22 protein-coding genes and 1 other RNA gene are annotated in these 26,319 nt (G+C 41.8%); 9 read left to right on the top strand and 14 right to left on the bottom strand.

The window, feature by feature from the left end; genetic code table 11:
- Positions 1 to 470: 470 nt before the first annotated feature.
- Both LC454_RS06610 and LC454_RS06605 read left to right on the top strand, forming a co-directional pair.
- Positions 471 to 1,664 (top strand): DUF5009 domain-containing protein, encoded by a 1,194-nt coding sequence (locus LC454_RS06610; protein ID WP_223580850.1) that lies wholly within the window; start codon positions 471 to 473, stop codon positions 1,662 to 1,664.
- A 110-nt stretch (positions 1,665 to 1,774) separates the two neighbouring features.
- Positions 1,775 to 2,821, top strand: coding sequence for a glycoside hydrolase family 18 protein (locus LC454_RS06605; RefSeq protein ID WP_223580848.1), 1,047 nt, complete (start codon positions 1,775 to 1,777; stop codon positions 2,819 to 2,821).
- A 140-nt stretch (positions 2,822 to 2,961) separates the two neighbouring features.
- Here LC454_RS06605 and LC454_RS06600 read toward each other — a convergent pair whose 3' ends face one another.
- From LC454_RS06600 to LC454_RS06585, 4 genes are all read right to left on the bottom strand, one after another.
- Entirely contained in the window at positions 2,962 to 4,113 is a 1,152-nt protein-coding gene (locus tag LC454_RS06600) for a Gfo/Idh/MocA family protein (RefSeq protein ID WP_223580846.1), read from the bottom strand.
- Positions 4,114 to 4,139: 26 nt separating this feature from the next.
- The gene (locus tag LC454_RS06595; RefSeq protein ID WP_223580844.1) at positions 4,140 to 5,201 is read right to left on the bottom strand and encodes a sugar phosphate isomerase/epimerase family protein; all 1,062 of its coding nucleotides are present in this window, start codon (positions 5,199 to 5,201) and stop codon (positions 4,140 to 4,142) included.
- Between the two features lie 63 nt (positions 5,202 to 5,264).
- Positions 5,265 to 5,837, bottom strand: a complete 573-nt coding sequence (locus tag LC454_RS06590) for a gluconate 2-dehydrogenase subunit 3 family protein (protein WP_223580842.1) — start codon at positions 5,835 to 5,837, stop codon at positions 5,265 to 5,267.
- 4 nt (positions 5,838 to 5,841) lie between these two features.
- Entirely contained in the window at positions 5,842 to 7,521 is a 1,680-nt protein-coding gene (locus tag LC454_RS06585; RefSeq protein WP_223580840.1) for a GMC oxidoreductase, read from the bottom strand.
- 229 nt (positions 7,522 to 7,750) lie between these two features.
- Between LC454_RS06585 and LC454_RS06580 the strand changes: the two genes are divergently transcribed.
- Positions 7,751 to 8,599: an AraC family transcriptional regulator gene (locus LC454_RS06580; RefSeq protein WP_223580838.1), complete on the top strand. Its 849-nt coding sequence runs from the start codon at positions 7,751 to 7,753 to the stop codon at positions 8,597 to 8,599.
- Positions 8,600 to 8,645: 46 nt separating this feature from the next.
- Here the strand turns inward: LC454_RS06580 and ssrA are convergent.
- The 3 genes from ssrA to LC454_RS06565 form a co-directional block, all read right to left on the bottom strand.
- Positions 8,646 to 9,013, bottom strand: a transfer-messenger RNA (tmRNA) gene (gene ssrA / locus LC454_RS06575).
- Positions 9,014 to 9,210: 197 nt separating this feature from the next.
- The gene (locus tag LC454_RS06570; RefSeq protein ID WP_223580836.1) at positions 9,211 to 9,693 is read right to left on the bottom strand and encodes a hypothetical protein; all 483 of its coding nucleotides are present in this window, start codon (positions 9,691 to 9,693) and stop codon (positions 9,211 to 9,213) included.
- A gap of 294 nt (positions 9,694 to 9,987) precedes the next feature.
- Positions 9,988 to 12,018: a M3 family metallopeptidase gene (locus LC454_RS06565; RefSeq protein WP_223580834.1), complete on the bottom strand. Its 2,031-nt coding sequence runs from the start codon at positions 12,016 to 12,018 to the stop codon at positions 9,988 to 9,990.
- A 95-nt stretch (positions 12,019 to 12,113) separates the two neighbouring features.
- Here LC454_RS06565 and LC454_RS06560 point away from each other — a divergent pair, with 95 nt between their 5' ends.
- Positions 12,114 to 12,641, top strand: coding sequence for a hypothetical protein (locus LC454_RS06560; RefSeq protein WP_223580832.1), 528 nt, complete (start codon positions 12,114 to 12,116; stop codon positions 12,639 to 12,641).
- A 103-nt stretch (positions 12,642 to 12,744) separates the two neighbouring features.
- Here LC454_RS06560 and LC454_RS06555 read toward each other — a convergent pair whose 3' ends face one another.
- Complete coding sequence (locus tag LC454_RS06555) at positions 12,745 to 13,950, bottom strand: pyridoxal phosphate-dependent aminotransferase (RefSeq protein WP_223580831.1); 1,206 nt, start codon at positions 13,948 to 13,950, stop codon at positions 12,745 to 12,747.
- A 213-nt stretch (positions 13,951 to 14,163) separates the two neighbouring features.
- Between LC454_RS06555 and LC454_RS06550 the strand changes: the two genes are divergently transcribed.
- The 4 genes from LC454_RS06550 (at position 14,164) to LC454_RS06535 (ending at position 18,720) form a co-directional block, all read left to right on the top strand.
- A complete protein-coding gene (locus LC454_RS06550; RefSeq protein WP_223580829.1) occupies positions 14,164 to 15,153 on the top strand; it encodes a cation diffusion facilitator family transporter in 990 nt (329 codons plus the stop codon).
- Positions 15,154 to 15,301: 148 nt separating this feature from the next.
- Positions 15,302 to 17,092: a translation elongation factor 4 gene (gene lepA, locus LC454_RS06545; RefSeq protein ID WP_120262021.1), complete on the top strand. Its 1,791-nt coding sequence runs from the start codon at positions 15,302 to 15,304 to the stop codon at positions 17,090 to 17,092.
- A 68-nt stretch (positions 17,093 to 17,160) separates the two neighbouring features.
- Positions 17,161 to 18,048, top strand: a complete 888-nt coding sequence (locus tag LC454_RS06540) for a bifunctional 5,10-methylenetetrahydrofolate dehydrogenase/5,10-methenyltetrahydrofolate cyclohydrolase (RefSeq protein WP_223580827.1) — start codon at positions 17,161 to 17,163, stop codon at positions 18,046 to 18,048.
- Between the two features lie 150 nt (positions 18,049 to 18,198).
- Positions 18,199 to 18,720: a hypothetical protein gene (locus LC454_RS06535; RefSeq protein ID WP_223580825.1), complete on the top strand. Its 522-nt coding sequence runs from the start codon at positions 18,199 to 18,201 to the stop codon at positions 18,718 to 18,720.
- A gap of 329 nt (positions 18,721 to 19,049) precedes the next feature.
- Here LC454_RS06535 and LC454_RS06530 read toward each other — a convergent pair whose 3' ends face one another.
- The gene (locus tag LC454_RS06530; RefSeq protein WP_223580823.1) at positions 19,050 to 19,922 is read right to left on the bottom strand and encodes a serine hydrolase; all 873 of its coding nucleotides are present in this window, start codon (positions 19,920 to 19,922) and stop codon (positions 19,050 to 19,052) included.
- Positions 19,923 to 20,077: 155 nt separating this feature from the next.
- Between LC454_RS06530 and LC454_RS06525 the strand changes: the two genes are divergently transcribed.
- Complete coding sequence (locus LC454_RS06525; RefSeq protein ID WP_223580821.1) at positions 20,078 to 20,620, top strand: DUF1543 domain-containing protein; 543 nt, start codon at positions 20,078 to 20,080, stop codon at positions 20,618 to 20,620.
- A gap of 121 nt (positions 20,621 to 20,741) precedes the next feature.
- Here the strand turns inward: LC454_RS06525 and LC454_RS06520 are convergent, their stop codons facing one another.
- The 5 genes from LC454_RS06520 to LC454_RS06500 all read right to left on the bottom strand — a co-directional run bounded on the left by LC454_RS06520 (position 20,742) and on the right by LC454_RS06500 (position 26,282).
- Positions 20,742 to 22,226, bottom strand: a complete 1,485-nt coding sequence (locus tag LC454_RS06520) for an amino acid permease (protein WP_120262017.1) — start codon at positions 22,224 to 22,226, stop codon at positions 20,742 to 20,744.
- A 145-nt stretch (positions 22,227 to 22,371) separates the two neighbouring features.
- Entirely contained in the window at positions 22,372 to 23,019 is a 648-nt protein-coding gene (locus LC454_RS06515; protein WP_223580819.1) for an NAD(P)-dependent oxidoreductase, read from the bottom strand.
- Positions 23,020 to 23,027: 8 nt separating this feature from the next.
- Positions 23,028 to 23,441 (bottom strand): Rrf2 family transcriptional regulator, encoded by a 414-nt coding sequence (locus LC454_RS06510; protein WP_223580816.1) that lies wholly within the window; start codon positions 23,439 to 23,441, stop codon positions 23,028 to 23,030.
- A gap of 118 nt (positions 23,442 to 23,559) precedes the next feature.
- On the bottom strand, positions 23,560 to 24,246 hold the full coding sequence (locus tag LC454_RS06505; RefSeq protein ID WP_223580814.1) for a hypothetical protein: 687 nt from the start codon (positions 24,244 to 24,246) through the stop codon (positions 23,560 to 23,562).
- A gap of 89 nt (positions 24,247 to 24,335) precedes the next feature.
- On the bottom strand, positions 24,336 to 26,282 hold the full coding sequence (locus tag LC454_RS06500; protein WP_223580813.1) for a M1 family metallopeptidase: 1,947 nt from the start codon (positions 26,280 to 26,282) through the stop codon (positions 24,336 to 24,338).
- Positions 26,283 to 26,319 lie beyond the last annotated feature (37 nt).

Raw genomic sequence — 26,319 nt, 5'->3', positions numbered from 1 at the left:
GTTGATGCTTTTTGATCAATTTTTTCCATTGTTTATTCGGCTGCAGCTTTTGAGATGAGGTGATAGTTTTTATATAACAGCGGATATTTAACACCGGACTCCCGGCCATTTCTGACCTGCTGGCAAAAAGGGGCTAAAGGGAACGTTTGGGAGCAATGTGCTTTTCAATAGGTATAAGATGAAGGCATAATTCCAAGATACCTGTATGATAAAAGCAAAAATTACACTAATTTGAACAATTATTTCTCTTGAATATGATATAATATGCTCATCTTAGGGTAAGCAAATAGTTGTTCTGTTTGCTAAAAATTATAAACCTGAATGCAAACGGAATCGTGTACGCCTATTTTAAGCGACCGAGTCCTGCATTTTACAATTCCTTAAAGTAGCTGAGTAGTCCGTGGGAGAATTGAGTAAACGGGACGTTTTGGGCTGTGACAGCTGATTTTCTTTGGATTTATCGTATCACTATGGATCAACAACTACCTAAACAATCAATTCGAATTCGCTCAATGGATGTCATGCGGGGTATGACTCTGTTTCTCATGTTATTTGTCAACGATTTATTTGCACCCGGTGTTCCGGAATGGCTGCTGCATACCAAAGCGGAAGTCGATGGCATGGGGCTGGCAGATTGGGTTTTTCCGGGATTTCTTTTTATGGTTGGTATGGCTGTACCATATGCGGTGGCTGCTCGGGAGAAGCAGGGAGAATCTACTCTTCTGATTTTTGCGCATATTGTGACCCGTACCGTGAGTTTAATCCTGATTGGTGTCTTGATTCTGAATGGTGGACGTGTGGATGCTTCATTGACGGGTATGTCTAGTTTTTGGTGGCTAGGATTGTTGTATCTCTGTGTATTTCTGATCTGGAATAGGTATCCTACTACATCCGGTAATCAGACCCTATTTAAAGGGATGCGTCTGCTTGGGGTTCTGGGGATCTGTTATTTGGCTTATTGCTTTAAAGCTGCAGAGGGTAAAGGCTTGGAGATCGGTTGGTGGGGAATCTTGGGCTTGATCGGCTGGGGTTATTTTGCTGCTGCCACTACTTTTGTGTTAAGTCGGGGAAGGCTCTCCATTGTAATATGCTTTTGGCTGCTGTTTCTTGTCCTGAATATCCTGTCTCAAACAGCATTCAAATTGCATATTCCGATCATTGGAGACTACTTAGGGGTGCTGTTATCAGGGAATGTACCTTGTATTGTATTGGCTGGAACAATCATTGGCATCTTGATCAAACGATATGCTGCTACACCTAAGCTACTTTTACGTTGGATGCTGATTATTGGAATACTTTGGTTACTGGGCGGGTTTGCACTGCGTCCCTGGTTTATATTATCCAAAATTCACGGCACGCCAAGTTGGGCATTGCTCTGTTGTGGTATCAGTCTGCTCTTACTGCTTGTTATCTACTATGTAATAGATATTCGGAAATACCATAAAGGAATATTCGTCTTCGAGGAGGCCGGAAAGAATTCTTTGACGACCTATCTCGCACCGGATTTAATTTATTTCATCTGTTGGGGATTGCAGATTCCTTTGTTTTTCTATAAACAATCGGATAATATGCTCCTTGCGGTTGGTGGTTCACTGCTATGGGCTTTCGCTATGCTGTGGTATGCTATTTTACTGAAAAAGATAAATATCTATTTAAAACTTTAATAGAAGACGGATCGTTGTACGCTTATTATATGGCTAAATAGAGAACGAAATTTAGTCAAGCGACTCAAGATCGGTTCAGTTTAATTCGAATCTTTAATATTATGATGTGTATGAAATCTAAAAACAGTATAAATCCCCTCGAGTTAATAACCCTTGGCTTTACAGCGATAGCCTTATTGTTAATGACTGTTAGCCCACAACGGAGTTGTGCACATGGGAAAAATAAAAAAGTGGTGATTGCCTACGTTACATCTTGGTCAACAGTGACGCCGGATCCGACTTACCTGACCCATATCAATTATGCTTTTGGGCATGTCAATGACAGTTTTGATGGAGTGCGTATCGACAATGAAGCCAGATTACAAAGTATTATTGCGCTGAAGAAAAAGCATCCACACTTGAAAGTCTTGTTATCCATTGGTGGTTGGGGAAGTGGTCGTTTTAGTGAGATGGCTGCTGATGTCGTTAATCGGGGGAAATTTGCCAAGGATTGTGAACGGGTTGTGAAAGATTTTAAACTAGACGGTATTGATATTGATTGGGAATATCCGACTAACTCTTCCGCCGGTATTTCTGCGGCGGAATCGGATACCGAGAATTTTACCTTATTGATGCGGGATATCCGGAAGGCTATTGGTAAGAAAAAACTATTGACACTCGCCTCGGTATCAAGTGGTCAATATATTGCTTTTGATCAGATAAAAAACGATGTAGATTTTGTGAACATCATGACTTACGACTCGGGCAATCCACCATATCATCATGCGAGCTTGCATCGTTCTCCCTTATCGGGGCGCACAACCTGTGCTGAAGCCGTTAAGGCGCATATTGCCGCTGGAATGCCTGCCGAAAAATTGGTGCTTGGTATTCCGTTTTACGGACGGGGAAATAAAACGGACATCAAAGGGTTTATAGATTATAAGGATCTCCTGAATTTACAGGGCTTTGAACAGAAATGGGATGATGAAGCGAAGGCCCACTATCTGGTCAATGCACAGGGAGAACTAGTACTGACTTTTGAAACTCCAGAATCCATTGCCTTGAAATGCGATTATGTGCATGGACAGGGCTTACTGGGAGCAATGTATTGGGAATATGCCGGTGATACCGAAAGTGGGGTATTACGGGATGCGGTGTATAAGGGAATTATACGTTGATATAGGGCACTCCAATATAAAGCCTTCCAAAAGAACCTAAAATACCGAAATTACTGAGCTGTCGCAAGACTCCTTACTTGCTGACGCAGTAATTTCGGTTATGGAATTGATTTCTAGCGTCTACGTTATTGTGATGACGATTAGAAGGCTGTCCATTTTTGACTGGACTGTCCAGAAGCTATTACCGTTTCGATAAATTTCATGCCCCTAGTTCCATCTGCAACGGTAGGGAAATCCAGCATGGCCTCCGAGGGACTGGTGCCGTTTATTTTTGCAAGAATTGTAGCTGAAAAATTCCGATAGATATTGGCAAATGCCTCGATGTAACCCTCCGGATGCCCTGCTGGTAAGCGGCTATTGTGCTGGGCAAGAGGACTAAGATATTGTTGTCCTGCACGGAATAGTTGTGCCGGTTCGTTAAGCGGTTTCAATAGGAGGCTATTGGGCTCTTGCTGGTTCCATTCCAAACCGGCTTTTTCTCCATATATCCTTATTTTTAAAGCATTCTCTTCGCCTGCCGCTACCTGTGAAGCCGAGAGTACGCCGGTTGCATCATTTTCAAACCCCAGTAGGACATTACCGTCATCTTCCAGTCGCCTTCCTGCTACGACTGTACGAAGATCAGCACAGACCTTGGTTATTTTTAAACCGGAAATATATTCAGCCAGATGAGCGGCATGTGTTCCGATATCTCCCATACAGCTGCTTAGTCCTCCTCTTTCAGGGTCTGTTCGCCAGGCGGCAAGCGGGGATTCGTTTTCAATCAATGTGCTGAGCCAACCCTGTGGGTATTCGACCATGATTTTACGGATATTGCCGAGCTTGCCTTCGCGGACCAGTTGACGTGCCTGTTTGACCATTGGATAGGCCGAATAGGTATAGGTGACGCAAAGTAGCAATCCCGATTTATTAACTTTCTGCTGTAATAATTGGGCCTCTTGCAGGGAGAAGGTCATGGGTTTTTCCAGGAGCACATGAAATCCATGTTCAAGAGCAAGCATGGCGGGTTCAAAATGGGCAACATTGGGGGTGACAATACTTACAAAATGCATCCGCTCGTCAGGGGGCAACTGACTTTCGCGCAGGATCATTTCCCGAAAATTTGTATAGATTCGATCCGTCGGGAGCGAAAGCAGCTCTCCGGACTCCTGTGCTTTAACGGGGTCAGAACTTAATGCGCCGCAGCATAGTTCGACCTGTCCATCTATCCCTGCAGCCATACGGTGCACAGCGCCAATAAAAGCATTCTTGCCACCGCCTATCATGCCCATCCTGATTTTTCTGATTTCCATAATAACTGTATTTTAGGTTTAGGCTGTTACCCGTCTGATAAACCGATCAATTTTCTATTCAAGTCATTATCACTACCAGCAGCGGCAAAATTGTCGAATGCACGATCGCCTACCCGGATAATGTACTCTTTGATATGCTGTGCACCCTCACGAGCGCCATCCTCAGAATTTTTAAATGCACATTCCCATTCGAGGACTGCCCAGCCCTGAAAATCATATTGTGTCAACTTGGTGAAAATTGCTTTGAAATTAACCTGTCCATCACCAATAGAGCGAAAGCGGCCAGCCCGTGCTTGCCAATCTTGATATCCACCATAGACACCTTGACGACCCGATGGGTTGAATTCAGCATCTTTTACATGGAACATCTTGATCCGCTCATGGTAGATGTCGATGAATTGCAGGTAGTCGAGGCATTGCAGGACAAAATGCGATGGATCGTATAGAATATTTGCCCGTTTATGGTAATTTACTTTCTCTAAAAACAGATCAAAAGTAACGCCATCATGTAGATCTTCACCCGGATGAAGCTCATAGCAAAGATCGACATCGTACTGTTCACAGATATCCAATATGGGGAGCCACATTTTGGCGAGTTCAGCGAACCCTGTTTCGATCAGATTTGCTGGACGTTGTGGCCAAGGATAAACATAGGGCCAGAGAAATGCGCCGCTAAATGTTGCGAGGGCTTTCAAACCGAGATTATGGGAGGCTTTAATCGCATAGTGGAGCTGCTGTACAGCCCATTGTTGTCGCTCATTGGGATTATTATGCAGCTCTTGTGGAGCAAATGCATCAAATAATGGGTCAAAAGACGGATGCACAGCGATCAGTTGCCCCTGTAGATGGGTCGATAATTCGGTGATCTCCAGACCATGGGATTGTACGGTGGACTGGAGCTGCTGTGCATAACCTTCGTCTTCAGCAGCTCTTTGAAGATCTATTAAGCGCGCATCCCAAGTAGGAATCTGGATACCTTTGTAACCGAGCGAGGCTGCCCATTGGCAGATACCTTCCAAGGTATTGTAGGGTGCATTGTCACCAGCAAATTGCGCCAAAAAAATAGCAGGTCCTTTAATTGTTGTCATAAATCTTTTTTTAGGTGAAAAGGTTCTCCTCTCGGAGGACCTTATATCCGTAAGTTCGTTATTTTAAGCCCAGGAACGATCCCCTTTTTTATAGGGCATATCTCCTTCGTATCGACCTGGCGCCTGATTGTATCGCAGCGCCTGTTTATAGCCTATTTCCGAAGAGAAATAGCCTAGTAGTGTCAATTGCTTAAACATGGTATAATAGTGATTGGGTAAATCTCCTTTTTTGGACATATACTCTTTTGCCTCTTTATCGATTGCTGTGAGTAGGCTAAGCCTTTGCTCAGCTGTGGCTTCCACGAATCCCAGCTTATGCATTTTATTACAGGCCACATCCAAGTTGTCCATTCCTTCAAGAAAGACCTGTTGATCCGGAGCTTCATAACAATCGTTTACCATGACCTTCATAAATGAGCCGACTTTGGCTGCTTTGGCACCCGGGCTCTTTTGGGTAGTTGGAAGTATGGTGTCGGCTACTTCGTCCAGGAATGCGATTTGCTGGGGAGTTAAATTGAGGCGTTCCTTAAGGTCGCTTTCTTTGCTGGAACTGCAGCCCGTCAAAAAAGCATTACCACCAATCACGGCTCCACCTGTAAGCAGGGCAATCATCTTTAAAAGTGTTCTTCTTTCCATGGGCTTAGCTATTATTTTTCTTGAGCTCATTGACGGCATGGTCTACGGCCCGTGCTGTCAATGCCATATAGGTCAATGATGGATTTTGGCAACCCGATGAGGTCATGCAGGCGCCATCGGTAACATATACGTTGGGACAATCCCAGACCTGATTCCACTTGTTGAGCACCGAGGTTTTGGGGTCGTGTCCCATTCTCGCGGTTCCCATTTCATGGATACCATGTCCCATGGCATGGCCACTGTCCCAGGTGTTTACATTTTTTACACCTGCGATAGTAAGCATCGCTTTTATTTCTTCCTGCATATCCTTTCGCATCTTCAGCTCATTATCTTTCAGTTCAGCATCCATAGCTAATACAGGCAATCCCCATTTGTCCTTGCGATCTTTATCCAGTGAGATTTTATTTTCGTGATAGGGGAGTATTTCTCCAAAGCCTGTTGCACCGATAGTCCACTGGCCGGGTTCAGTAAGTGCATCTTTAAAATCACCACCTATATTGAGTTCGGCAACCTCTCTGCCCCAGCCTTCACGACTGGCACCGCCTTGATAACCAAAACCACGCAGGTAATCTCTTTTGTCACTGCCTATATTGACAAATCGGGGAATATAAAATCCATTTGCCCTCTTACCGAATATATAGCGGTCTTCGTAGCCTTCCACTATTCCGGAAGCACCGATGTTGTAATGATGGTCCATTACATTATGGCCCAACTCACCACTGCTGCTCCCCAAACCTTCGGGCCAGATGTCTGTTGCTGAGTTAAATAAGACCCAAGCACTGTTGAGAGCCGAGGCACATAGAAAGACCACTTTACTCTTGAACTCATAGGTTTGGTTGGTTTCGGTATCTAAGACCTCAACACCAGTGGCCTTTTTGGTGTTTTTGTCATACAGGACCTGCCGAACCAACGAATAAGGCCTGACAGTTAAGTTGCCCGTTTTCATTGCGGCCGGTAGGGTAGAGGATTGGGTACTGAAATAGCCTCCAAAAGGGCATCCTTCCCAGCATCTGTTCCGAAATTGACATTTTGATCTCCCTGGAATCAGGGCTGTAAGGTTTGCTACCCGTCCAATGATCAGGTGCCGCTTGTCCCCATATTCTTGTTTAATGCGTTTGGCAACATCTTTTTCTACGCAGTTCAACTCCATGGGCGGCAAGAACTGTCCATCCGGAAGGTGTGCAATATTTTCTAGGGATCCGCTGATTCCCGCAAATTTTTCGACATGGTCGTACCAAGGGGCGATATCATTGTAACCTATTGGCCATGGCACGGCAATTCCATCCCGCTCATTGGCTTCAAAGTCCATTTGGCTTAGCCTATAGGACTGTCTACCCCATAAGGTGGATCGTCCTCCCATGCGGTAGCTGCGCCACCATGTAAACGGTTTCAATTCGGTGTAAGGGCAGTCTTCTTCATTTACCCATCCATCCATGACCGCTTCTGAGGCTGCCCAGCCACGGTGGATAACCGGATATTTCTTTTTCTGTTCTACTGTTGTGCGCCCGCGGTGTGGGAGATCCCATGGTTCGCGTAAGGCAGATTTATAATCTTTGACATGCTCGTAGGGGCTACCCCGTTCCAGCATCAGGACCTTCAAGCCCCTTTCACAAAGCTCTTTTGCTGCCCATCCTCCACTGATGCCAGAGCCAACGACGATGGCATCATAGGTATTAGCTTCCATACTTGATTATCGTTGAAATTGAGTTCATAATTTTATTTCGGTTTATTCTTATGCGATAGCCGCATATGCTTACATGTAGTTCCCTTGTCGTGAGATAAATTTACAGCATCAGTTGAGCATCTTTCAACCGCTATTTGGGTAAAAAAATATGCTATCTTGCTATTTTTTGTGTTTATAATCGTATATTATCTGTTCAGATAGCATATATATTTGCTAGCAATAATTTATTATGAAAACACTTATCCAGAAAATACATGTCGAAGAACAGTATTCTTTCGCCTGTCGAACGTACAGAACGCCCACTTTTGAAACTGCTTGGCATAGGCATCCCGAGTGCGAGCTGATTGTGATCACAGAAGGTAATGGAACAGCGCTTATTGGTGATTATATTGGCGATTATAAGCAGGGAGATGTATTCTTCCTCGGTTCAGATCTGCCACATTGGTTCCGTAAATCCAAGCAGGATGCTGTTGGTAGTGCTATTGTTGTTCATTTTCTGAAGGACTTTTGGGGTGCGGGATTTTTGGCGCTGCCGGAGATGCATGTGATCGCTGGATTGTTGAAAAATGACAGTACGGGAATCCAGCTTATGGGAGGTCTTTCGAATGAGATTGATCTTATGATCCGTCAAATTGAAAATACGGAGGGGCTTGAACGTATTCAGCTATTATTGAGCTGTATGCAAAGAATTGGAGCATCCGAGGAACAAAAAGTGATCACCATGGCTTTTGATACGATCGCAGGCCGTGAGGAAAATATCGTTATAGAAGCGATAATAGATTATTCTTTTAAGAATTTTTTAAACCCGATTTCACTCGAAGAGGTTGCTTCCAGCACTAATTTGTCTGTTTCGGCATTTTGCCGTTTTTTCAAAAAAAACATAAAAAAGAGTTATTTTGATTTTATCAAGGAACTCCGGATCGGCCATGCCTGCAAACTATTACGGGATACAGATCGGCCTATTTTGGACATCTGCTATAATAGTGGCTATAACAGCTGGGCACATTTTAGCAAGCAATTTAAGGTGGTGACAAAGGCATCCCCGCTAAAATATAGAAAACAGTTTCGTACAGGGTAGGGCTTAAAAAAAGAAAAGCCATACTCAATGTTGAATATGGCCTTTCTAGTGGAGCTGGAGAGATTCGAACTCTCGTCCAGTCATGGTACTGTATACGCTTTCTACATGTTTAGCTTCTCTTTGATTGTCGAGCGAGGGAAGGTGAGTCGCTTACCTATACCGTACGCCGTAGTTGCTGTTTCTCACAAGTGCTTAGCAACATCACACTTGCCAGTTCTATCGTTCGATGCCCCGAATGTTAAACCAAAGAACAGGATCTAACGGGACAAATAGCTATGTTAAGTCTAACTTAAGCAGCTAAGGCGTAGTTTTCTTCGCCAGTTATAATTCTGAAAGTTCAGATTAAAGTGCTCTACTAACAACGCACTACATGCTTACATAACCGTCTCCATCCTGTCAATTCCGGTCAACCCCAATTATGTCTTACAAAGATACGGCTTTTTTGATGATAAATCAATACAGACAGCTTTTATTTGGGGGATATTCTGTTAAAAATAGCACCATGGTGCCGTATACTCAAACTGTAGTCGGAATAATGGACTGCAGTGGGCTTCAAACCTATTTATTGTTTAATGATAGATTTGATGTTTTAGAGCCCGCTACTGCAAAATTTAAAATGAAATATTGATCTTATTTTCGCCTTGAACTGGGTCGCCTTCTTTCGTTGTGAATTTGCTTAAGGTTATTTTCTTTCCACCAATATCACAGACAAATGTATCTGTTCCATCATCAATTATCTTTCCTTTTGCTCGATAGAATGCCTTCACCTTTTCAAAAGAATCGGGTGTAAACAGAAATAGGTCTCCGGCTGGATTATTAGTTTGATCCGTGGAAAAGTTGTAGTAGGTGATTTTACCGTTGGGATACATGGGGATCAGCTTGCACAATACATCTGGAGCGGTTTCGGTAACGGCATCCCTAAAATAATAGTCCATCCCACCTTTCTCGTTCGGAGTGCCTTTGGCAGCTGAACTATCTTCCATATAATTGATCAATAATGCCAATCCGATCAATACGGGGAGACCGATTAAAATGCATTTGAAGAAAAATTTGCGCCGGTTTTTATCGCGTAATAAGAAGTTGATTTCACTCATGGTATGGGGCTGTTTGGATTGATCCTAATTTCTATCTTTTTGAAGAATTAATAAATGGTGAATATAGCAAATTCTTTACGATTTGTTGTAGTTAGTTACGTCAATAGCATTATTGAGGTGGAAAGGGATTTTTTAGGAACAAAGTAGGGGGTATTGGAGCAAATTTGTGCGGTCGTGATTAGAAAAGAATAAGGTCCAATTCCGAATCGAACTTGGACCTTATTTAATCCTTGTAGGGAGTTTCAAAAAATATTATTGCCGTCAATCACAAAGATTGACTTTTGATACCGCCTTTTATTTTAGTAATCCTGCTCGTTTGAGTAGGGGCTCAACAGACGGTTCCTGTCCTCTAAATCGCTTATAAAGCACCATTGGATGTTCTGTTCCCCCTTTGGATAAGATATTGTCCTGAAATTTATGGGCAATATCGGTGTTGAAAATGCCATTTTGTTTGAAATAATCAAACGTATCTGCGTCCAGTACTTCGGCCCATTTGTAGCTGTAGTAGCCTGATGAGTAACCGCCATTGAAAATATGGGAAAAGGCTGTGCTCATCGCATTCTCTTTCACATCAGGGTATAACTTGGTGGATGCGAATTGTTCATCTTCGAATGCTTTCAGATCAGCAATGGCACTTGGGTCTTGTCCATGCCAGCCCATATCCAACAGGCCAAAGCTCAATTGGCGCATCGTGGCCATTCCTTCCAGAAAAGATGCACTCTCACGGATTTTTTCCACGAGTTCCATTGGGATCACTTCTCCGGTTTCATAATGTTTGGCAAACAATTCCAGAGCTTCTTTTTCGTAACACCAGTTTTCCATTACCTGACTTGGTAACTCAACAAAATCCCAATAGACAGACGTACCGGATAAAGTAGGATAGATCGTGTCCGCCAACATGCCATGTAGGGCATGACCGAATTCGTGAAATAGGGTTGTTACCTCCTGAAAAGTTAATAGGGAAGGCTTAGTCGCTGTTGGACGGGTGAAATTGCATACGATAGATACATGCGGACGTTCTTGCTTACCATCTTGTACGTACTGTGGCTTGAAGGATGTCATCCATGCACCGTTTCGTTTCCCTTTACGTGGAAAGAAATCGGCATAGAAGATCGCTACCAATTCTCCATTATCTTTGGTGACTTCAAAAGTCTGTACTTCTTCGTGATAGGTTTCAATGTCGTTGACTTCTTTGAAATTGATACCAAATAGTCGGTGGGCAACCTCAAATGCACCATGCAACACATTTTCGAGCTTAAAATAGGGCTTCAGCTTTTCGTCATCCAGATTAAAACGTTCCTGTTTTAATTTCTCTGCATAGTAAGCGCCATCCCATTTTTCAAGCTGTTCGATACCGTCCAGTTTCTTGGCGAAAGCACCTAATTCAGCAAACTCATGTTGTGCTGCCGGTTTTGCTTTTCCAAGCAGATCGTTCAGAAATTCGGTTACTTTAGTCGGATTTTGTGCCATGCGCTCGGCTAACACAAAATCTGCATGGGTTGCATAACCTAATAATTTAGCGCGTTCAAAACGTAGTTTTACGATTTTCAATACATTTTGAACGTTGTTGTACTCATTGTCCTGAAAGGCCTTGCGCCCCGCGGCCAGGGTGATCTCTCGACGTAATTCGCGGTTATCGGCATAAGTGACAAAGGGCAGATAACTTGGGAAATCCAAAGTAAATAACCAGCCCTCTTTTTCATTGGCTTTAGCTAATGCCTGGGCAGCCTCAATGGCCCCCTCTGGAAGTCCCGCCAGATCTTTTTCTTCGCTAACCAGGAGCTGATAGGCATTGGTCTCTGCAAGAACATTTTCACCGAATTTTAATTTTAAAAGCGATAGTTCGGCATCAATCGCACGCAACTGTTCTTTCTGCTCATCATTCAACAGTGCTCCATTGCGAACAAAATCTTTGTAGGATTTTTCCAATAACGTTGTTTGTTCTGTGGTAAGTGACAGTTGATCTTTCTGATCGTAAACCGCTTTTACGCGTTTGAACAAGTCAAAGTTTAGCGTAATGTCATTGCCTAAAGCGGATAATTTAGGGGCAACATCCTGTGCTATCTTTTCGAGTTCATCATTGGTCTCCGCAGAATGGAGATTGAAAAAGATACTGGACAACCTGTCTAAGGTCTGTCCGGAATAGGACATCGCTGCAATGGTATTGTCAAATGTAGCTGCGTCAGAATTGTTAACAATGGCGTCAACTTCATCTTTTGTCTTTTGAATTGCTGCATCAAATGCAGGGATATAATCTTCGTTTTTTATCTGTGAAAACGGAGCCGTATCGTGCTTCGTTTTGAATTTTTCTGTTAAAATACTCATAAAGGTAAATGTAATAAATATTTGGCTGAAGCGCCAAAATCATTGTGAATTATGTGCTATGGATGATATTTCCCAAAAATGGGTATCTTCGAAGCATGAAATTGAAATCTATTTATCTGCGGATGTTAGCGATTGGACTAGTCCTGATCATGACAATGGAACTGTATGCGCAGCAGAACTGTGATTCCCTGAAAAAGGAGGTGCCAGCGTTCTGTAAGCTCCTGGATGACGATGCAAGGGTAGAGTTCCCAAAAGATTATGCTAAAATCGCTTCCTGTATGGAGATTGATTCTGTCACGGGGATGCTGCTGGGCTATGATATGGTCAAGATGAAAGCTCTACAATTGCAAAAGGAAAAAAATAGGCTTTTCACTTACGGTGACTGGATGGATATGGTGGTGGAACTGAAAACAGGTAAGGAGTATCGCAATGCCGTGCAGATGATGGAATTGATTCAGCACAGGATCAATCGTGCGGACTGGAATCAATTGCTAAAGTTGATGAAAGAGAGTATGTTACCTAGCCATCTAGAGGCTCTTGAGCTGGATAAGGTGGAGAAAATGCTTTTTGATCCGCAGAATAAGGATAAGAAATTCATCGAGGTGATGGAGCATATTAAATAAAAGGACGTATTTGAATATACCGTTGTGGAAAATTCAGCGGGATTGATACAAAAATGGGCTATCCAATTTTCTTGGATAGCCCATTCAGTATACTGTGTATTGATTATGCCAATTTGCCTAATGCTTCTTTGATTCGTTTTAATGCTTCGATCAGACTTTCGTCAGAAGCAGCATAAGATAAACGAATGTAGTTGTCATTACCAAACGAGTCACCGCCTACGGTTGCGACGTGGCCAACATTCAATAAATATAAAGCTAGATCAGATGAATTTTTAATGATATTACCATCTTGGTCTTTTTTGCCAAAGAAGGATGAAATTTCAGGGAAGAAATAGAAAGCGCCTTCTGGAAGATTGGTGCGTACTCCTGGGATATCGCTCAATAGATCAAATACCAATTGACGACGACGTGCAAAGGCTTCTTTCATTTTGTTGACCGATTCTAATCCTTGTTCATATGCAACAATACCTGCACGTTGTGAAATCGAGCAAGTACCTGAAGTTGTCTGGCCCTGTAATTTATCATTTGCTGCTGCAATAGTTTTGTTGGCGGCAATATAACCTAAACGCCAGCCTGTCATCGCAAATGCTTTTGAGAAACCATTGATGATAATAACACGATCTTTGATGCTGTCAAACTGTGCAATGGATTCGTGTTTGTCCACAAAGTTGATGTGCTCATAGATCTCATCAGATAGAATGAATATCTGTGGATGCTTCTCGAAAACCTTAGCCAATGCAGCTAGTTCATCTTTACTATAAACTGTTCCGGTTGGATTGTTTGGTGAAGAGAACATAAACAGTTTGGTTTTTGGCGTAATAGCCGCTTCCAATTGTGCAGGTGTAATCTTAAAGTTATTTTCGATCTCGGTATTGATAAATACTGATTTTCCTTCTGCTAAAACAACCATCTCCGAGTAGGATACCCAATATGGTGTAGGAATAACTACTTCATCACCTGGATTGATCAATGTTAAGATCACATTAGACAGGGATTGTTTTGCTCCTGTTGAAACAACGATCTGCGAAATATCATAGTCCAGATTATTCTCTGTCTTCAATTTATTCACAATCGCCTGACGCAATTCAGGGTATCCGGGTACTGGCGAATAACGTGTCCAGTTTTCATCCAGGGCCTTCTTTGCCGCATCTTTTACATGTTCAGGCGTGTTAAAATCAGGTTCACCTACGCTAAGGCTAATTACATTAACGCCTTTTGCTGCTAATTCGCGGCCCAACTTGGTCATTTTAAGTGTAGCCGATTCGGACAAATTATTTATCCTGTCTGATAAGTATGATGATGTGCTCATGGTAAGACAAAGATATTATATACGTCGCAAATAATTGTCTTTATTTTTGAAAATTTACAAAGAAAATGGGTGTTTTTATTGGTGCTTTGGTAACAAAAAGCGCTTGAAGCGATTTAGCCTATAAATATTGACATCTTTGTGCTATTGATGTGTAAAACTAATCGATTTGATTTGGCGTTATATCTTTACCTTTGCCCCTACAAAATGCAGGTCATGTCGAGACAAACAAGATTGGTTTTATTATCGCTGTTTACGGGAATAGGCTTAATGATCATTAAGTTTGTTGCCTATTTTTTAACAGATTCCAGCGCCATCTTTACAGATGCCGCCGAGAGTATCGTCAATGTTGTGGCCTCAGGTTTTGCATTTTATAGCATCTACCTTGCTGCACAACCTAAAGATGAAAACCATCCTTATGGACATGGTAAAGTCGAGTTTTTTTCTGTTTTCCTTGAAGGGGGGCTGATCTTTATCGCTGGTGCGATTATTTTGGCCAAAGCCTGTTACAATATCTTTTTCCCAGCAGAAATCACACATCTCGAACAGGGGATCTATTTGATCGGAATTACTTCGCTTATCAATTTTGCTGTGGGACTTTATATCATGAAAAGAGGGCGTGCTTTGGGATCCATTACCTTGGTGGCGGATGGTAAACATCTGCAGGTGGATGCCTATAGTACGATAGGTTTGATATTGGGCTTACTTCTGATGAAGCTAACGGGATTCCAATGGATCGACGTGGTGATCTCCATTATATTGGGACTTTTTATCTTATTCAATGGCTACAAATTGCTTCGGCAGTCTATCGGTGGTCTGATGGATGAGTCGGATACCGAACTTGTGCAGGATGTGGTGGCTATTTTGGAACGTAATCGTAAGGCGGAGTGGATTGATGTGCATAATCTTCGGGTGCAGCGCTATGGAAACGAACTGCATGTGGATTGCCATCTGACCCTACCCCGTTACCTTGATTTAGTGAAGGTACACGACGAAATTTCGGCAGTCGATAAGATTGTCAATAAGGAAATGTCTGTTCGCACGGAGTTTTTTGTACATGCGGATCCTTGTCTCCCACAATGTTGCCGTTATTGTCAGGTTGCAGACTGTCCGATCCGTTCGGAACAATTTAAAGGTAAGATCGCTTGGGATATGGATAAGGTGACACGCAACCAAAAGCATTTTTCCTACGCGGTGGCGGACTAAAAATGAAAATGCTTTTTGCTTGTGGCTCATGTCTATAGCAAATCTTTTCTTCCTACCTTATCACATAAACGAAAAATATACTTGATTCTATAAATATGTATAAAAAAAGGTATCTTTGCCTTTTAGCAAAAGAGTTTAAAAATCCTATATGAAGCACATTCGTAATTTCTGTATTATTGCGCATATTGACCATGGCAAAAGTACTTTGGCAGATCGCCTTTTAGAGTATACCAATACCATCAGTCAACGCGAAGCACAGGCACAATTACTTGATAATATGGATTTGGAACGTGAACGTGGTATTACGATCAAGAGTCACGCCATCCAAATGAATTATAAAAAAGATGGTCAGGAATATATCTTGAACCTGATTGATACTCCTGGACACGTTGACTTTTCATATGAAGTATCCCGTTCTATCGCTGCCTGTGAAGGGGCGTTGTTAATTGTGGATGCATCACAGGGGATTCAGGCGCAAACAATCTCAAACTTATATTTGGCTTTAGAGCATGACTTGGAAATCATCCCGATCTTAAATAAGATGGATCTTCCGGGGGCGATGCCTGAAGAGGTGAAAGATCAGATCGTCGATTTGATCGGTGGTGAACGTGATGCAATTATTCCTGCTTCTGGAAAGACCGGTCTTGGGGTTCCAGATATCCTGGAAGCTATTGTTGCACGGATTCCACACCCTGTAGGTGATGCTGATGCACCGCTACAAGCGTTGATCTTTGACTCTGTATTCAACTCATTCCGTGGTATCATGGCCTATTTCAAAGTTGAAAATGGCGAAATCCGTAAAGGGGACAGAGTAAAATTCGTAGCGACTGGCAAAGAGTACTTTGCGGATGAGATCGGTACGTTGAAGCTCAATCAAGTGCCAAAAGAAGTCATCAAGACAGGGGATGTAGGTTATATTATTTCTGGTATCAAGGAAGCTCGTGAAGTGAAAGTAGGGGATACCATTACCCATAAAGACCGCCCTTGCGGCGCGGCTATTCAAGGATTTGAAGAGGTGAAACCAATGGTGTTTGCTGGTATCTATCCTGTGGATACAGAAGACTATGAGGAATTGCGTGAATCAATGCACCGTCTGCAACTGAATGATGCCTCTTTGGTATTCGAACCGGAGTCTTCAGCAGCTTTAGGTTTTGGTTTCCGTTGTGGTTTCTTGGGTATGCTCCACATGGAGATTATTCAGGAGCGCTTGGAAAGAGAGTTTGATATGACGGTAATTACTACCGTGCCCAACGTATCTTATAAAGCCTATATGACAAAGGATAAGGAAGAAGTGATTGTACATAATCCTTCAGACTTGCCCGATCCAAGTAAATTGGATTCGATTGAAGAACCTTATATCAAAGCTAATATTATTACGAAATCGGATTTCGTGGGACCGATCATGTCTTTGTGTATTCAAAAACGCGGTACAATCATGAATCAGCATTATCTGACTTCGGACCGTGTGGAGCTGGTTTTTGAAATGCCAATGGGTGAGATTGTATTTGACTTCTATGACAAGTTGAAAACTATTTCCAAAGGTTACGCTTCATTTGACTATCATCAAATCGGTTACCGTACTTCGGATTTGGTTAAATTGGATATCCGATTGAACGATGAACCTGTGGATGCCTTGTCTTCCTTGATTCACCGAAGCAATGCCTACGATTTTGGTAAGAAGATCTGTGAGAAATTGAAAGAACTGCTGCCTCGCCAGCAATTTGAGATTCGTATCCAGGCTTCTATCGGAGCGAAGATCATCGCACGTGAAACGATTTCCGCTTTGCGTAAGGATGTAACCGCAAAATGTTATGGTGGTGATATCTCACGTAAACGTAAATTGTTGGAAAAACAGAAAAAAGGTAAAAAACGCATGCGTCAGGTTGGGAACGTAGAAATTCCGCAATCTGCATTTATGGCGGTATTGAAATTGGATTAATAACATTTAAATTATATAAAATAAAGGAGCTCTTGGGCTCCTTTTAAATACAATCAAATCTCCTAAACATGAATCTATTAGATGGTAAACTAGTTTCCGAAAAAATCAAAGAGCAAATTGCGCTGGACGCAGCCGAATTTACAACGCAAACTGGCCGTAAACCGCATTTGGTGGCTATCCTTGTCGGTAATGATGGTGGTAGTGAGACCTATGTGGCCAGCAAAATGCGCAATTGTCAATTGGTCGGCTTTGAATCTACAAATATCCGTTACGATGAAAGTATCAGCGAAGAGGAATTGATCGCTAAGGTCAAAGAAATCAACAAAGATGATACGATCGACGGTCTGATCGTTCAATTGCCTTTACCAAAACATATTGACCCGGACAAAATTACCGAAGCAATTGATTATCGCAAAGATGTGGATGGATTTCACCCGATCAACTTGGGTCGTATGCAACGTAATCTTCCTTGTTTTATCCCGGCGACACCTTATGGTATTATGTTGATGCTTGATTATTACAAAATTGAGACAGCGGGTAAACATGCTGTGGTGGTAGGTCGTAGCAATATTGTTGGTTCGCCGATGAGCATCTTATTGGCTCGCAATGCCAATCCTGGAAACTGTACTGTTACCTTAACACATAGCCGTACGAAAGATCTTAAAACTGAGGTTTTGCGTGGTGATATCGTCGTGGCGGCTATCGGTAGAAAGAATTTTGTTACTGCAGATATGGTCAAAGAGGGGGCAGTGGTAATTGATGTGGGTATCAATAGAGAAACATCTACTGAAACTAAATCTGGATTTAAATTATATGGTGACGTGGACTTTGAACATGTGGCACCTAAAGCTTCCTGGATTACTCCGGTACCGGGTGGTGTGGGTTTGATGACCATCGTCGGATTATTGAAAAATACATTGGAAGCGGCGAAGGGGACAATTTACCCAAAACAATAAGTTTTTCTATTTGGCATAGAAGTTGTAAATTGAAGACTAGTTAATCATATAATTACAAACTTACATGAAAACATCATGCAGTTGATAGGCTCCAAAATGGATAAATATAAGCTCTTGATGACTTCTTGCCATTAAAAAACAAATATTCTAATGAAAAAAATTGCACTTTTAGCAGTAGTAGCGGGAGCATTGGTAATGTCTTCTTGCAATAATTCGGAGAAAAAAGCGTCAGACTCGACAGATACTGCGCAAACAGTAGGTGAACATGTAGATGCAGCAATAGCAGATTTAAAGAACGCCGAAGAAACTGCGCGTTTGAAAGCTGAGGAAGCTAAGAAAGCTTTAGATGAAGCAATCGCCAAAGGTGATAAGGCAGCAGAAGAGAAAGCTCGTGTGGCTTCGGAAGAGGCTAATACAGCTTGGGAGAAAACTAAAACTGCGTTGCGTGACGCTGGTCAGGACGTAAAAGAAGGTTTGATAGACGCGAAAGATGCTACGGTAGACGCAGCGAATAAAGCTGCTGATAAAACTAAAGATGTAGCAAAAGATGTAGCGGATGGTACTAAAAAAGTGGCTGGTGATGTTGCTGATGGTACTAAAAAGGTAGCTAAGGATGTTGCTTCCGGCACAAAAGAGGCTGCAAAAGATGTGAAAGATGCTTTTAAAAAGTAAATGACAATAGTGGCCGCAAAGCCAAAAATGTTAGTGATGCGTTGAAAAACTAATTCGCTTACTTAAAAATAAAAAACGGAGACTGTTTCAGCCTCCGTTTTTTATGTTCTTTTATTTGTATTGACAGTCATTAATGATCAGCTTTTGGAGCGGATATCACCGCGATGTACCAGCATAGGAGGGACGCTAATCGTCGTTACAGCAGCATATCCAATATTATTATCAGGCCTACAACTATGCTGTCATTTGTATCAAATTTAGCGCTGCCGAAGGCCTATATCATCGTTGTGCTGCGGTGCAGGCAGGCTTAATGAATCGGAGCAAACAAATTATTTGTTGTAGTAATCCCACAATAATTTGGAGAGATTGCGTGTCAATACTTCTGCAGCATTGGTTTTACCCCAGCTCTTATCCTGATTGTTTTTGGTGAATATACTGAATACATAGTCTCCCTTAGGTGCATTGACTAAAATCACTTCGTTACGTACATCATCCAAGGAACCAGTTTTAGAGGCTGCCTTGACTGTAGCAGGAATCTGGGAAAGCGCTCTTTCATCATAGAACATATTGCCCAGAAAACGATACATCCGATCCGAAGATTTTACTGAGACTACTTTTCCCTGACGGATCAAAGTTAGGAGATCTGCCATCTCCTTGGCTGTCGTCTGTCCCCAACCGTATTTTTCCCAATCAGCTTTTCTTCCTTCGGTTTGCGAATTGACACGGGTATGCTGTAATTGAAGGTCGCTCATCAACTTGTTAATTGCTATTCCACCACCAGCAAGCTTTTGATTCCAGATGCTTGTTACATTGTCACTATAGGACAGCATGAGAGCGACGAGTGTTTTGAGATCAACTTTGCTGCTGTCCTTAAAAAATTGCATCAGACCTGAGCCACCATACTTTTGACTTTCACGATAGACATACTCTTGGTCCAATTGCAGCTGTCCTTTTTCAATTTTATCAAAGACGCCCACTAAAATTGGGATCTTCACAACGCTTGCTGTAGGAAAGATACTATCGGCTCCGATGTTGACTTCCTTGTGTTTCTTGAGATAATGCACATAGATACCTACTTCTCCCTGAAAACCCTGAATAAGCTGTTTTATCTCTTTTTCCAGTTTTTTATCTGTACTTCGTTTTTGCCCGAAAGAATACAAAGACAGGAATAGTAACGTAAATGATAGGAAAATTTTACTCATAGTCAGGTCTTTATCTGTATTAAATGTGGTGGATAATCGTTATTTTTATTGTTTAATGGGCTTAAGTTATGAAATATCCATGATTGGAAAGCACAAACACTGATGAAAATAACCTGGATATTCCATATAGCCTTTCAAAGATAGATTATTTGCATATGAAATTATTTATGATTTTGATCGGTTGTAAACCGAAAAATAGACGTACAGAACAGCATGATATCTTTTTTGGAATCGGTAATGAACTGAAGGATTTTATAGACCCAATTAAAGATTTCTGGCCTGATGCTGATGGTAAAATTCATATTGATGCTTACCGTGTGGTTAATAAAATCGGAGAGTTTGAAATTAAGGTGGTAGAAAAAAATAATTCTACAGTGTCGGATACAGAATTGAAATTATTTTTTGTCAACCTGGGGGGCTATAAGCCAAATGAGTTTGATGAATTTCATTACAAGGAACTGATTGTTGCCCCCAATTTGGCTAAAGCAACAGAGAAGGCCAAGCGCACCGTTTTTTGGAAGCACCATAGCACAGCTCATATTGATGATAAATATGGGTTGGATGTCGATGATATTTATGAAATAGAAGATCTGTTGCTTGATGCGGATAAAGTAAAATATCATATTCAGATTGTTCCCAAAACCGGGTTGAAAGAGGATGTAATTGCAAATGGCTATTTTAAGTTGAGCGCATTATAGCTTATTTGGCGGGCGAACTCAAAAACACATAATACTTAGACATAAACAAATCGGGCTTCTTCTTTAGGAAGCCCGATTTGTTTATATGGAGACAAGTGTCAATAGATCGTGTTTGTCTCTATTATTCTATACCTTGTTGATCTCGGTGTTGTTTACGGATAACACTATGCTTTTTACCGTAGACGAAGTAAATCAATAGACCTAGGGCCAACCAGATTGCCAGACGTTCCCAACTTTCGATAGGTAGTGAGGCCATCATCAGTACACAGACAATGATACCCATAACTGGAACAAAAGGAACTAGAGGTGTTTTGAATGGACGTTCTAGATTGGGATCGGTTTTGCGGAGTACCAATATACCTACACAAACCAATGTAAAGGCAAATAAGGTACCTATACTCACCATGTGACCAAGGTCGGAAACAGGAACAAATCCAGCGAAGATACTTACGAATACCATAAAGATTGCATTTGTTTTCCAAGGGGTCTGTCTTTTGGAAAGATCAGAAAATATTTTTGGAAGCAATCCATCTTTACTCATGGAATAGAATACCCGGCTTTGTCCGAGTAACATGACAAGAATAACAGATGTATAACCTGCAATAATCGTAATAATTAATGCTGTATTCAGAAAATGATATCCTGTTTTCGCAAATGCCGTAGCTACTGGTTTGGCATCGCCTTTAAACATGGTATAATTTTCAATACCTGTCATTACATAAGAGAACAATACATAAAGAAGGGTACAGATAATTAATGATCCGATGATACCAATTGGCATTCCTTTTTTCGGATTTTTCGCCTCTTGAGCAGCCGTACTTACAGCATCAAAACCAATAAAAGCAAAGAATACAACACCTGCTGCACGCAATACACCGCTGATTCCGAAATGACCGAAGTCATCGCTCTTTAGAAAAGCCCAAAAGCCTTGCTGTCCATTTTTGACCATTTCCTCACCAGCATTTACCGGGATAAAAGGATCGTGGTTTGCAGGGTTGATAAAGCTCCATCCCAACGCAATGAAAATCAATACAACGCCTACTTTTAGGATCACTAGGATATTGTTTACGCGTGATGATTCCTGTGTTCCACGCATTAATAGCAGCGAAAGCAAACATACGATAATGATGGCTGGTAAATTAACCATACCACCTTCCCATGGGCCTTTCAGCAGTGCGTCGGGTAGATGGATGTGGAAAATCATCAGGAGCTGATTAAAGTATTGCGACCAACTGACGGCTACAGTAGCACCCGCTAGTGCGTACTCCAATACAAGGTCCCATCCGATAATCCAGGCAACGAACTCACCCATAGTTGCGTAAGAATAGGTGTAGGCGCTCCCAGCGACCGGAATCATGGATGCAAATTCGGCGTAACAGAGACCTGCAAAAGCACAACCAACGGCAGCGATAATAAAAGATAGGATAACGGCGGGACCAGCATTCTCTGCAGCTGCAATTCCGGTTAAGGAAAATAGTCCTGCGCCAATGATAGCTCCAACACCTAGCGCAATTAATCCGCCACTTGTTAATGTTCGTTTCAGTGTATGTTCACCATTTTCATTTGCCTCAGCAATCAGTTTAGGAATCGATTTTTTAAATAGCATAGGATTAATTCTTTTTCGATTATTTAGCTTTTTAATTGTTTAATTAATGTCAAATATAAATGATATCAACGACAAAAGGGAAGATTGCGCTTCCCTTTTGTAATAAAATTTTGTATAAAATCTAAATCAAACGATTGTAGCGCTATTAGTAGGCTGCAGTAAAACGTTTGTTTGTAAACTGTTTGTTCTCGATCTCGTCCACGATGGCAACGGCAAGATCTTCAACTGATAATCTCGAACGCCCTTCTTGATCAAATACTGGCGCATCCAAGCCCGTGCGATAATTGCCCGTGCGCGTACCGCCAGCATGCGGATTCATCTCGATGGCAGGGCTGATCATGGTCCAGTTCAGTTGTTCTTCTTTGCGAATGGTATCAAGATAATCTGCTGCTGCCAAAGCTCCGGGTTTGATTTCCTGAGGGAAATCTGCTGAATCGACCAGACGATTGCCATCAATTAATAAGCTTCCAGCTCCACCAACAACAATAAATCGTTTAATGCCTGCATCCTTAACGGCTTGTTGAATTGCCAAAGCGCCTTTGGTAAAATCTTCGTATAGGTTAGGGTTAGTCCAGCCCGCATTAAATGCCGAAATAACTACATCAACGCCTGTTAAAGCATTTACCAACTGTTCATGATTTTTGATGTCAACCTGTACTTTCGTTATTTTGTCGTTCGATGGAATGCTATCTGTATGACGAGCAAGTGCTACGACCTCGTAGTTGCGGTCAACCAATTCTTTGACAAGATGTGTTCCTACGTATCCTGTGGATCCAATTACTGCTACTTTCATGTGTGTTTTTAATTAAATGTTTTACTGAAATCAACCAGCGTCATTTTTTCCAAACGCGCTACAATATCAGTGTCGACTTCCTGATAAAGATCCTGCAATTTGGCATTGATGTTTTTACCTACAATACAAGCTGGATTGGGATTGTTGAATTTGCCCGATAGCTCATTTTGTTTTGTACTTTGATAGATGTCTGCAAGGGTGATGCGCTCTTTTTCCTTGTTTATGCGAATACCTCCACCTTTGCCCTCTTTACTGATTAATAAAGCTGCTGCTTTCAGCGAAGCGATCTCCTTGCGGACTACAACAGCATTTACCTGGATGCTTGACGCGATGTATTCGGAAGAAAGCCACTGTTCGGACTCTTCCAATTGTGCTAGGACCATAATATGTAAAGCTGTTGCAAATCTCAAGTTGTGTAACATCCTGTTGCTGATTTTTTATTTTTGATAACACAAAGGTAATGCAAAAGGTTTTAAACTGAAATAAAAAATATTACAGTTTAAAACCTTCTGACAATCACATGATAAAAAGTCTCGTTTTTTATTTTTTCTCGTTAAATTTCTTGTAACTATCCATGATATATACCCGCAGTGTTTCTATGCTGCTGTTTTGGATAAACTGATATGAAGGTCTAAATCTTTCTTTAAATAGTGCTAGTTCGGAAGTGTTAAGAGGCGTCAGCTCTTTGATGAGATTATCTGTAAACTTCCGGTCAACGGCTCTTTTTTCCATTTCCGCTACGAGAAGTTTGTAGTTTGAGCGTGCCTGTTTACCTTCCTTGCTAAATATGCGACTGGGAGAGATACGGATCCCACCACGGTTTTTGCTGGCATCCGAATATTTTCCGGCTTCTTTTTCCCGTTGAATTTCAGCTGCAAGTCTACTGTCAGTCATCCGTTCGACGATAACCTGGCTCAATTCGATAGGAGTATTTATCCTGTTCAAATAGACTCTCCGTAGACTTGTATCATAAATAAATACAGTATCTTGTTCGTACCCGTTCGCTTTGATCAAGAAGAGATCATTGATATTGGCATCGATGGCAAATGATCCATCTCTGTTGGTCTGAACTTCTACTTTGCTCCGTAAATTCTGGATCTGCGCAGCTTCTATCTTTTCTCCGCTGACAAGCTCCATAATAATACCTTTGGTTTTTTCCTGTGCAAATAGTTGTCCTGAGACCAACGTAATCAATAAGCCGCTTAGAATCGTTTGTATTACTTTCATGGGGATATATATATTATACATAAATGAGCTTGTTACCTTCCGTTTTTATTCGTTTATCAAAAATAACGAATAGATTTTGAATTATCGCGCTAATTCGCCTTCCATGTATTATTGTCCGGATTCTTGTCTGGCATCACGTCATCGGGATCTAGCTGAACAGACTGCAAAGCTTCGTTTGTCGCAATTTTAAATTGCCATACATTGTTTCTTTCCCAGATTTCCACGGGTAGTTTTTTTCTTATTTTTTTGCCCGATACAGTGGTTGCCTCTACGATAATAGGCATTGGCAATTTTTCCAGATTTTCCACAGTAACCAGTGCGCCGAGCATAGGTTGATTGTTGACATAGGAAACAGCCTTGATCGCCTGATCCATTTGCCAGTTGTTGACAAACCATCCCCGCCAAAACCAATTGAGGTTTTCACCGGTTCCGTTTTCGATGGCTTTAAAGAAATCTTCTGGTGTCGGATGTTTAAAAGCCCAGTCCTGGATGTATTTTTTAAAGGCGTAATCGAAGCGCTCTTTGCCGATAATCTCATTGCGCAATAATTTTAGTCCGTAGGCTGGTTTGTAATATACAAGGGCACCAATATTACGCTCTTTCATATTTTGTGGTGTACTCATAATCGGCTCGAGATTCTGTGATGTGAAAATATACGAGCGGCTGGCCTGAAGACGATGATATTCACCTTTATTAAATTCTTGTGTCGCTAACTCATTGATAAAAGTATTGAAGCCTTCATCCATCCAGCCATGTTCACGTTCGTTGGACGCGACAATCATAGGGAACCAGTTGTGGCCAAACTCGTGATTGGTCACCCCCCAGAGTGAGCCTGCCTTGGCTTGATTGCCACAGAATGACAGGGCAGGATATTCCATACCACCTACGTTGGATGCAACATTTACGGCTACAGGATAGGGGTATTCAAACCAGTTTTTGGAATAAATTTCGATTGCCGCTTTGGTGTATTCTGTTGAACGCTCCCAAGCATTGTTGCTGTTACTTTCTACAGGATAAGCTGACAGCGCAAGAGCTTTTTTGCCACTTGGTAGATTGATCTTAGCGCCATCTAATATAAAGGCAGTAGAGGATGCCCATGCGATATCCTGTGCATTGTTGAGTTGATATTTCCAGGTCAACGCTTTTTTGTTTGGTCTGGAACTTTTTGCGGTCACTTCTTCCGCTGAGCGAATCAATACCGTTTCATCACTGCGTAATGCCAGTTGATATCTTTTGAATTGGTCTGCTGTAAACACCTCCTGTGGATTTAAGAGCTCGCCTCCTAGAACAACGATATGATTAGCAGGTGCTGTGATTTCTACCTGATAATTGCCAAATTCGCGATAAAATTCTCCGGGTCCTGTATAAGGCAATGTATTCCATCCTCTAATGTCATCATATACACAAAGCCTGGGAAACCACTGCGCAATAGCATAGATTTTTCCATTTTTGGTGTCAAGGATACCCGTACGGTCAGCACCATATTGTGGCACGGTATATTGGTAAGTAATCTTGAATGTAATTTTTCCACCTTTACTTTTCAGCGCGGCCGGTAGTCGCAGCTGCATACGTGTATCATCAATAATGTACTCTATGGTTCTTCCGTTGATATCGGTGACAGACTGGATCTGGTAACCGCCATCAAATTTCGAGTTTCCATCACCATATCGGCTATTGGTCAACGGAGAAATCAACTGACCACGGCCATGTTGTGAAAACATGTTTTGGTCTAATTGAAGCCAAAGGTAATCCATATTGTCAGGACTGTTGTTACTATAGGTAATCTCCACTGCACCAGTCACCTGATCATTTTGGTCGTTTAGTGATGCCTGTATCTTGTAGTCTGCAGCATTTTGCCAATATCCGGGGCCCGGCTTACCGGCTGCAGAACGATAATCATTTCCATTGTTCTTGAAAAACAAGGGTGCAAAAGCTTCGGTATAACTATAGTTGGATGTTTTTTCCTGGGAAAAGGACGGAAAAGCATAGCTCAAAGCAACAAGGCTCAAAGAAGCCAATGCAAGTCTTTTCATCATATCTGTTCGTATTAAATTATGTTTATTGGTCACAATA

Origin of the sequence: Sphingobacterium sp. GVS05A (genome assembly GCF_019969845.1) — a bacterium.
In the GTDB taxonomy this organism is placed as follows: domain Bacteria; phylum Bacteroidota; class Bacteroidia; order Sphingobacteriales; family Sphingobacteriaceae; genus Sphingobacterium.
This window is presented reverse-complemented; position numbering and strand designations above follow the sequence as displayed.